9 protein-coding genes are annotated in these 9429 nt (G+C 66.7%); 6 read left to right on the top strand and 3 right to left on the bottom strand.

Translation table 11 applies throughout. The features are described 5' to 3' along the window. The 5 genes from WAW85_RS12705 to WAW85_RS12685 form a co-directional block, all read left to right on the top strand. On the top strand, window positions 1–664 hold a 664-nt coding region (locus WAW85_RS12705), incomplete at its 5' end, for a 3-oxoacyl-[acyl-carrier-protein] synthase III C-terminal domain-containing protein (protein ID WP_422559970.1). A 117-nt stretch (window positions 665–781) separates the two neighbouring features. Continuing rightward, the gene (locus WAW85_RS12700) at window positions 782–1216 is read left to right on the top strand and encodes a hypothetical protein (protein WP_422559969.1); all 435 of its coding nucleotides are present in this window, start codon (window positions 782–784) and stop codon (window positions 1214–1216) included. A 66-nt stretch (window positions 1217–1282) separates the two neighbouring features. Beyond that, complete coding sequence (locus WAW85_RS12695) at window positions 1283–2299, top strand: beta-ketoacyl-ACP synthase III (RefSeq protein ID WP_422559968.1); 1017 nt, start codon at window positions 1283–1285, stop codon at window positions 2297–2299. 9 nt (window positions 2300–2308) lie between these two features. After that, window positions 2309–3916 (top strand): peptide chain release factor 3, encoded by a 1608-nt coding sequence (locus tag WAW85_RS12690; RefSeq protein ID WP_422559967.1) that lies wholly within the window; start codon window positions 2309–2311, stop codon window positions 3914–3916. Further along, window positions 3916–4608, top strand: a complete 693-nt coding sequence (locus WAW85_RS12685; RefSeq protein ID WP_422559966.1) for a hypothetical protein — start codon at window positions 3916–3918, stop codon at window positions 4606–4608. The genes WAW85_RS12690 and WAW85_RS12685 overlap by 1 nt, the downstream gene beginning before the upstream one ends. On the opposite strand, the gene WAW85_RS12680 is transcribed toward WAW85_RS12685, so the two are convergent. Further along, window positions 4592–5599 (bottom strand): enoyl-CoA hydratase/isomerase family protein, encoded by a 1008-nt coding sequence (locus tag WAW85_RS12680; protein ID WP_422559965.1) that lies wholly within the window; start codon window positions 5597–5599, stop codon window positions 4592–4594. The two genes, WAW85_RS12685 and WAW85_RS12680, sit on opposite strands and share 17 nt — an antisense overlap. A 306-nt stretch (window positions 5600–5905) precedes the next feature. Between WAW85_RS12680 and WAW85_RS12675 the strand changes: the two genes are divergently transcribed. Next, window positions 5906–6793, top strand: a complete 888-nt coding sequence (locus WAW85_RS12675) for an SGNH/GDSL hydrolase family protein (protein ID WP_422559964.1) — start codon at window positions 5906–5908, stop codon at window positions 6791–6793. Between the two features lie 9 nt (window positions 6794–6802). Here the strand turns inward: WAW85_RS12675 and WAW85_RS12670 are convergent, their stop codons facing one another. After that, window positions 6803–8626: an ABC-F family ATP-binding cassette domain-containing protein gene (locus WAW85_RS12670; protein WP_422559963.1), complete on the bottom strand. Its 1824-nt coding sequence runs from the start codon at window positions 8624–8626 to the stop codon at window positions 6803–6805. Continuing rightward, a partial coding sequence (locus tag WAW85_RS12665) for a 4-(cytidine 5'-diphospho)-2-C-methyl-D-erythritol kinase (protein WP_422559962.1) occupies window positions 8626–9429 on the bottom strand: 804 nt, incomplete at its 5' end. The genes WAW85_RS12665 and WAW85_RS12670, both read right to left, overlap by 1 nt.

Raw genomic sequence — 9429 nt, 5'->3', positions numbered from 1 at the left:
GTCGGTGGGGCTCGATCCGACCGACCGCAGTACCGGCTTCATCTTCGGTGACGGTGCGGGCGCCGTGGTGATCGGCCCGACCGACGAGAACGGGATCTCCCCGATCGTGTCCGGCAGCGACGGCGAGAATTCCAGCGCCATCGCCCAGAACATCGACACCGTCAGCTACATGGCGCGCGCAGTGGAATACCAGGGCAAAGAACGAGAGATCGACCCGGTCGGCCGCATGGTGATCTACATGGAGGGCCCGCGCGTCTTCCGCTGGGCAGCGATTACGCTGCCGAAGGCCCTCAACGCGCTGCTCACCGAATCCGGAGCTGGCGTTGACGACATCGACGTCTTCATTCCGCACCAAGCCAACGGCCGCATCAACGAGCTGCTGAAAAAGAACCTCGGCTTCCCCGATGACATGCCGATGGCCAACGACATCGAGAACACTGGCAACACCTCGGCCGGATCCATCCCGCTGGCCATCGAAGAAATGCTGGCGACCGGCAAAGCCAAGGGTGGCGACACCGCTCTGATGCTGGGCTTCGGCGCCGGCCTGAGCTACGCCGGCGCGGTCGTGACACTGCCGCCGGCCCCGAAGATCTCCAGCTTCGACGGCCTCGATGAGCAGCCCGTCGGTCCGCTCGCGGCACACCTCGCCGCCATCGACGACTGAGAGCGACGAAAAGTCGAGTACTGCACTACGCGCGCCGACGACCGGCGGGAGCGGTGCACTGGGAGGACCGGAAGGTCCGGTGGCTCCGCAAGGAGATCTCATCTCAGGAGGACTCTGATGTCCCGCATCCCTCAATCTCTCCGCCGCCGGGCGACCGGCATCACCTGTGCGCTCGCCCTCGGCGCGTCGGCCCTGACGGGAGGTGCTGTCCTGGGGGTCGGCACTGCCGCCGCGGCCACACCGCCGGTCTTGACGATCACCCTGAAAGGCTCCACTGGGTGGGGGGAGTCCGTCACTGGCGGTACCGGCCCATGCAAAGAGTTCGTCAACGGCACCCCCGGCACTTTGTCCTACACCCCGCCGATCAGCGAGACGATCGATCCGACGTTGAACCTCGTAGACAAGGCCCGCATGAAGCCCGGGATGAACACCGTGTACTTCGAGTGCAGCGGCACCAAATCGAACACCGCGTTCTTCTACGCCGACCGCAGTCCGCTCAACGACATGCGCACGCAGTTCTCGAGTGCCACCAACGGCATGTTCGGTTCTTAACGTCCCTGCGCACCGATTCGGCCCGGCTACTTCCGCGTAGCCGGGTCGTCGTGTCAGGCTGGCACGATGGTGGAATTCGCGGAACTGCCCGGAATCTCGACGATCGGCATGCTGGGGATCGGTGCACACCGACCCGAGCGCGTGGTGACCAACGACGAGATCTGCGAACAGATCGACTCGTCAGACGAGTGGATCTATACGCGGACCGGAATCAAGAACCGCCGCTTCGCCCGGCGCGACGAGACGGTCGTGGAGATGGCCGTACACGCCGGACAAAAGGCCATCGCCAACGCGCTGCTGTCCGGGAGCGACATCGACGCGGTGATCCTGGCGACCAACACCCACCTGCTCCTCACCCCGGCGGGGGCCACCAAAGTGGCCGCCGAGCTCGGCGCGAACGGCGTACCCGCCTTCGATGTCACGGTCGGCTGCGCGGGCTTCGGCTACGCGATGGGAATCGCCTCGGACATGATCCGCGCCGGCAGTGCCACCCACGTGCTGGTGATCGGCGCCGAGCAGCTCTCGATCACGCTCGACATGACCGACCGCACCAACTGCTTCATCTTCGGCGACGGGGCAGGCGCCGTCGTGGTTGGCCCCACCAAGGAACTCGAACTCGGTCCGGTGGTCTGGGGCAGCGACGGCGAGCAGTATGACGCCATCCGCCAGGACGTCGACTGGATCACCTTCCTGGACAGCGACCGCACCGAACGCCCGTACCTGCGACTACAGGGCACCGCGGTGTTCCGCTGGGCCGCATTCGAGATGGGCAAAGCCGCCCAGCGTGCCATGGAGGCCGCCAAGGTCGATCCATCCGACATCGACGTCTTTATCCCGCACCAAGCCAACTCACGGATCAACGAGCTGCTGGCCAGGAACCTCCACTTCCGCCCGGAGACCGTCGTGGCCAACGACATCGAGAACACCGGCAACACCTCGGCGGCCTCGATCCCGCTCGCCATGGAAGAGGTGCTCTCCACCGGTGCGGGCAAGCCCGGCGATGTGGCGCTGCTCCTCGGCTACGGCGCCGGACTCAGCTACGCCGCCCAGGTGGTTAAGCTTCCCCCAGTCCCCTTCGAGTAGCGTGGACGGGTGAGTTCCGCCGTCATCGCCAGTGAATGCAAGCGTCGTCGCACCTTCGCGATCATCTCCCATCCGGATGCCGGTAAGTCGACGATGACCGAGGCGTTGGCGCTGCACACCCGCATGATCAGCGAGGCGGGTGCGGTGCACGGCAAGGGCGGCCGTCGGGCGACGGTCTCGGACTGGATGGAGATGGAGAAGGCCCGCGGTATCTCCATCAGTTCCACCGCCCTGCAGCTTCGGTACGCCGCGACCGGAGATCCCGACGATTTTCCGCATGTGATCAACCTGGTCGACACGCCCGGCCACTCGGATTTCTCTGAGGACACCTACCGCGTACTGACCGCCGTCGACGCTGCCGTGATGATGATCGACGCTGCCAAGGGCCTGGAGCCCCAGACGCTCAAACTGTTCCAGGTCTGCCGGCACCGCGGGATCCCGGTGATCACCGTGATCAATAAGTGGGACCGCCCCGGTCAGGCGCCGCTGGAATTGATCGACGAGATCACCGAGCGCATCGGCCTGATTCCCACGCCGCTGTACATTCCGGTCGGCATTGCGGGAGACTTCCGCGGACTGCTGGATCGGCGCACCGGCGACTATATTCGCTTCACCCGCACCGCCGGCGGCGCGAAGATCGCGCCGGAAGAAACAATGACTGCCGATGCGGCCGCCGCCCGCGAGGGCGACGCGTGGACCGCGGCGCTCGAAGAGAGCGAACTGCTCGCCGAGCTGGGCCAGGATCACGACCAGGAGATGTTCCTGGCCGGCCAAACCTCCCCCATGCTATTCACGTCTGCCATGCTGAACTTCGGTGTCCGCCAGCTCCTCGATTCGATTATCGAGTATGCACCAGAACCCAAGGGGCGCAAGGCAATCGACAACGTCGAGCGCGAAGTGACCGATCCGTTCAGCGCCGTCGTTTTTAAGGTGCAGGCTGGTATGGACACGAGCCACCGCGACCGGCTCGCCTTTATGCGCATCGTGTCTGGCGAGTTCGAACGCGGCATGGTCGTGACACACGCGCAGACTGGTAAACCGTTCGCCACTAAGTACGCGCAGGCCGTTTTCGGTCGCGATCGTTCCACCGTCGACACCGCCTACCCCGGCGACGTGGTCGGTCTCGTGAACGCGATGGCCCTCGCGCCGGGCGACACGCTGTTCATCGATCCGAAGGTCCAGTACCCGCCGATCCCGTCGTTCGCCCCGGAGCATTTCTCGGCACTGCGAGTGACCACCGCCGACAAATACAAGCAGTTCCGCAAGGCCATCGATCAGCTGGACGCCGAGGGCGTGGTGCAGGTGCTGCGCAACGATGTGCGCGGCGATGCCTCGCCAGTGCTGGCCGCGGTGGGTCCCATGCAGTTCGAAGTGGTGACCGCGCGGATGAAGGCCGAATTCAATGTCGACACCGTCATCGAGCCGCTGGGGTATTCGCTGGCCCGACGCACCGACGAGCAGAGCGCGGACGAACTAGCCCGCCAACGCGGCGTCGAAGTCTTCACCCGGAGCGACGGAGCGGTGCTGGCGCTGTTCAGCGACAAATGGCGCCTGCAGTTCATCGAGAAGGAGTTCGCGGACCTGACCCTCGAACCCCTGGTGGCTGCGGCGGACTGATGCGCACGCCTGCCATCGCCGCTGCGGGGCTGGCCGCCGCCGCATTGCTTGCCGGTTGCGGTGCGTCGGACAATAGCGCCGCGCCAAGTACGCGCGGCGCCGATCCGGTCGCGACGGCGCCAGCCAATCCGGCCGCGACCCGCATGGACCCGGTGGACTGCACCACGACGCCGCCCCCGGGGCAGGTGGTCCGCACCGGCTACGGGCTGGACTATCCGGCCGGCGAGATGCACATCGGCATGACGCCGCTGGACGGTGCGCCGCCGGTGTGTGTCACATTCGCCAAGTCCGGCCCGGTGGATCCGCAGGTCCCGCCGGACGCGATCTTGTTCACCTTCGCCGGCCCGGGCGGCGAGGGCGGCCAGATCGAGTTCGAGGCAGTCGCCCTCACCGGTGGCATACTTCCGCACCTCGGTAACGGAGTCATCCCGTGGGTAGGCCCACTGGACCACCCGATCGCGGCGCGCGTCGGCCTGTCCATCGACGGCCGCTACTACGCCGGCGACCAGTGCACCCTGCTCCTCACGCAAGTGACCCAGATCGGCGCCAGCGGCCGCTTCGACTGTCCCACCGCCGCCCTGATGCCAGGAAATACGTTCAAACCCGACGACGACGTCGACTACAACGTCGACGACACCGTGCCCCCGGCGCCGGTCGCGGCCCTCGGCGGCTGGTTTACTCTGCGCCGCTGATCCGGGCGACCTCAGCCGAGTCGACGCCGTCGAGCGTCGGCGGAACGAACGACGGATTGCGGTCCTTATCGACCAGTACCGAGCGGACGCCTTCGCGGAAGTCGTTGGTGCCGGTGATTTGCTCGGCGGCATGCAGTTCTCGCTCCAGGCACTCGGCGAGCGAGGACTGCTCGCCCGCGGCCAGCAATGCTGCAGTGACGTCGAGGCTGGTCGGCGAGGCGGCGTCGAGGAGATCGGCCATCTCCGCCGCCCACTGGTCGCCCACCGCGCCGCGCAGTCCGCCCAGAATGCTCACCGGCTCCGCATCGGAGGGGAAGTAGCTCGCGATCGTGACCAGCGGCAAGTCGGTAGTCACCGGGGCGCGATGGTCGGCCAGCACATCGACCAGGTCGACGCCTTCACGAATCTGTTGGGCCACGGTCGGCAGCTGCTCGGCGGGGACAAAATGGGTGGCGAGCCCGACGGCCACGGCATCGCTACCGCGGATCCGGGCTCCGGTCAGACCCAACCACCGGCCGACCCCCTCGGGCAGTCGCGGCAAGAAGTACGTGGCGCCCACATCGGGGAAGAAGCCGATCGCCGTCTCCGGCATGGCGATGAGCGCGTTCTGCGTGACGATCCGCAGCTCGCCGTGCACGCTGATGCCCAGGCCGCCGCCCATCGCGGCGCCGTCGATCAGCGCAATGTACGGCTTGGGGTATTCGGCGATCAGCTGGTTCAGCCGATACTCGCTGCTGAAGTATCGGGTGATCGCTGCGGTGTCACCCGCGATCGCGAACTCCCGGATCGCGCGGATGTCACCCCCGGCGCAGAAGGCCCGCGGACTAGCCGAGGTGACGAGCACCGTCTCGATGGCGTCCTCGTCGCCCCACTCGACGAGAATCGCGTACATGTCGTCGATCATCGACTGATCGAGGGCGTTGAGCGCCTTGGGTCGGTCAAGCACGATCTCGCCGACAGCACCGGTCACAGAGGTTCGGATGAAAGACATGCGTCCACGCTAGCCGAGCCCGCCCGCGGAAATTCGATGGACGCCGCGCGGGCGGTCTCCGTAGCCTCGGGACCGACATGCTCGACGACGGCGCGGGCAAGACCACCGAGGTCACGATCAACTGACCCGCTTCTGATTTCGACTCGCTCCGCTCGCTCAATCACCGAAAGGGACACCCCCCGGAAGATCACGGTTGGATAGCCTTCCGGTAACCCCACTGGCCCCATACGCAACAGTGGTGCATACTTTTGGACTTGTGTGGACCGCGGGGAAGCGGCCCACCCGACTTGCGGTGAGGACTTGACGATGCGACGACGATGGGCAGCCCTGCTGACCGCAACTGCCCTGACCGGCGCGGCCCTGGTACTGGGGAATACGGCGCCGGCCGACGCAGCACCCGACGGTATCTCGCAGGTCAAGCCCTACACCGGCGGCGCGTACGTCGCAATGGGCGACTCGCGCGCCTCGGGCACCCACCAGACCCCGACGCTGGGCTACTACCTCGGCTGCCTGCGTTCAGCGGACAGCTACCCGGAAATGCTGCGGAAGAAGCTGCAGCCGGCGCTGTTCACCGACACTTCGTGTGCCGGAGCCACCAGTGCGAACCTCTGGTCCACGCCGCAGCGCACCAACGTCTACCCCCGTCCCGCACAAATCGAACAAGTACCGGCGGGCGCCCAACTGCTGACCATCAGTATCGGCGGCAACGACATGCAGTGGGGCGCAATCCTGGCGAAGTGTCTGGTGAGCCGGTCCGGTGAGGACCGCAACTGCCGCGGTGACGCCGCGCTGAACGCTCGCGTAGACCAGCGGATCGCCGCCATGGATCGCGCGACCCGGTCCGCCTTGTCCGCCATCCGCGCCAAGCAGCCGAAGGCGCAGATCGTGATGGTCGGCCTCGGCGGCTTTATCGGTGAGCGCGGCTGCTTCCCCACCGTCCCACTTCCCGACGGCGACGCCGCCTGGATGCGCGATGTCTTCCAGAAGGCCAACACGACCCTGCGCGCCGTCGCCGAAAGTATCGACGGCTCGTTCATCGACGTCCAGAATCTTTCCGAAGGCCGGGACGCCTGCGCCAAGACCGGGGCCTGGTACGAGGGTCAGACCAACGAAGCAGGCACCTTGCGGTGGCACTTCAATCACCGCGGCTCCACCGAGATCGCGACGCTGATCGAACGCGTCATCATTCGCTGACACGCTCGCTCACTCGAGGAGTTCGGCGGCCTCCATCCACTCGAGTTCCGCCGTCTCTTTGTCGACGAGAACCTGCTGGAGTTCGGTGTTCAACGCGGTGAGCTTGTCCGGGTCGACAGCGGCGTCGATCATCGCCGTGTGGAGTTCGTTCTCGCGCTTGCTCAGCTTCTCCAGCTGACGCTCGGCACGACTGGCGGCCTTGCGCGCTAACTGGTGCTCGGCTGCACTCAAAGTCGACGTCGGAACAGAGTTCCGTGGCACGGCAACACTCTTCGGCCCGGCGGTCTTCTTCACTGACGCATTCGCCTCGGCGGCACGCCTTTCCAAGTATGCGTCAATGCCGCGCGGGAGGTTGGTCAGCTTCTCATCGCCGAACAGGGCCCACGTGGAGTCGCAGATCCGCTCGATCAGGTAGCGGTCATGGCTGATCACCACCAGCGTCCCGGCCCATCCGTCGAGCAGATCTTCCAGTTGTTGAAGGGTGTCGATGTCCAGGTCGTTGGTCGGCTCGTCGAGCAGCAGCACGTTCGGTTCAGCCATCAGCACTCGGGTGAACTGCAGCCGTCGACGCTCACCGCCGGATAGGTCGCCCACCGGCGTGCGCTGCCGGGCTGGGGCAAAGCCCAGCCGCTCAGCCAATTGGCTCGCCGAGAGTTCTTTATCGCCCAACATCACCGTGCCGGCTACGTCTTCGACGGCATCGAGCACGGTCATCGACTCGTCGAGGTCGTCGAGTTCCTGCCGCAGCCAGCCGAGCTCGACGGTCTTGCCCACCACGCGGCGCCCCGGGGCCACCGGAACCTCGCCCGCGAGGGCGCGTAGCAGTGTCGATTTTCCGGAGCCGTTAACGCCGACCAGACCGATGCGTTCACCGGGCGCCAGGCGCCATGTGGTCTCGTCCAGTAGCGTCCGCCCGGGGGTGCCGTCAGACTGGGCTGGCGCGCTCACGTGAGCATTCTCCAACTCAATCGCCACGCGGCCCAGTCGACGCTTAGCGAAGGCCGACAGCGTCACCGTATCGCGCGGCGGCGGCACATTGGCGATCAGCTTCTCGGCGGCCTCCACCCGATACTTCGGCTTCGACGTGCGGGCGGGCGGGCCGCGGCGCAGCCAGGCCAACTCCTTACGAGCCAAATTGCGTCGCCGCTCTTCGGCCGCATCGGCCAGGCGCGAACGCTCGGCACGAGCAAAGACCCAATCGTTGTAGCCGCCCTCGTACTCATCGACGCCACCGGAGTGCACCTCCCAGGTGCGCTGCGCGACCGTGTCGAGGAACCAGCGGTCGTGCGTCACCACCACCAGCGCGCTGCGTCGGGAGACCAAGTGATCAGCGAGCCACGCCACGCCCTCAATATCGAGGTGGTTGGTCGGCTCGTCAAGGATCAGCAGATCCGCCTCGGTGATCAGCGCGGCCGCCAGCGCGACCCGGCGGCGCTGTCCACCTGACAGTGCGTCCACACCGCGCTCCAGAAGTTCGTCGACGCCCAGTCCGGACAGAATCCCCCGCACGCGGGCATCGGAGGCCCACTGGTGCTCGGCGATGTCGGCACCGAGCACCACGTCGGAAACCGTGGCACCCGAGGGCAATTCGCCGCGTTGGGTCACGGTCACCACATCGATGCCGCCGACCCGGGAGACCCGACCCGAGTCTGGTTCCGTAATGCCCGCAATGATCTCCAACAGCGTCGTCTTGCCGCCACCATTCAGGCCGACGACGCCGATGCGCTCACCCTCGTGCACACCGACACTCACCTCGCTCAGCAGCGGCTTGATCCCGAAGCTCTTGCTGATCTTCTCGGCGACGACCAGCGACGTATTGGTACCCGGCGCCATCAGTGCACCGGAACCAATCGCGCGCCCGGCACCGGCCCGTGGGCAGTGCGCACCGCCTTCGCGACACCGAGGCCGGACAGCTCCGCGGCCACTGCCACTGCTGCTTCGGCGCTCTCGCACAGAAACGCGCACGTCGGTCCGGAGCCGGACACCATACCGGCCAGCGCGCCGGCTTCGGCACCAGCGCGCAAGGTGCGCCGGAGCAGCGGCTGCAATGACAGTGCCGCAGGCTGCAGCTCGTTGTGCAGCAGGGGGGCCACCGCACGCACGTCGCCGGAAGCCAGCGCCTGCATGAGCTCGTCCGGTCGCTCCGGCCGCGGCACCGTCTCGCCCCGACCAGCGCGCAGCCGATCGAGTTCCCGGTACACCTGGGGAGTGGACAGGCCGGTCTTAGACAGCACGATCACCCAATGCAGCTCACCGCGGTGCAGCGTGGGAAGCAACTTCTCGCCGCGATTCGTTCCCAACGCGGCGCCGCCGAGCAGGGCGAACGGAATGTCGCTGCCGAGCGACCCGGCGAGCTCCATCAGGTCGTCGCGCGACACATCCAGACGCCACAGCCGCGCCGCGGCCAACAAGGCTCCGGCGGCGTCGGCCGAGCCGCCGGCCATCCCCCCGGCGACCGGAATTTGCTTGTCGATGTCGATCGCCACTGCGCGGTCGGCCACACCAGCGTGGTCGGCCAGCGCCGCCACCGCGCGCGCCGCGAGATTGCTCGCAGCGGTGGGCACATCGCGCTGCCCTTCACCGCGCACCGCAATGGAGATCTCGGCCGCAGCGCGGACGGTCACCTCGTCGTCCAT

Origin of the sequence: Gordonia sp. (in: high G+C Gram-positive bacteria) (assembly GCF_049299075.1) — a bacterium.
Taxonomy (GTDB): domain Bacteria; phylum Actinomycetota; class Actinomycetes; order Mycobacteriales; family Mycobacteriaceae; genus Gordonia.
This window is presented reverse-complemented; position numbering and strand designations above follow the sequence as displayed.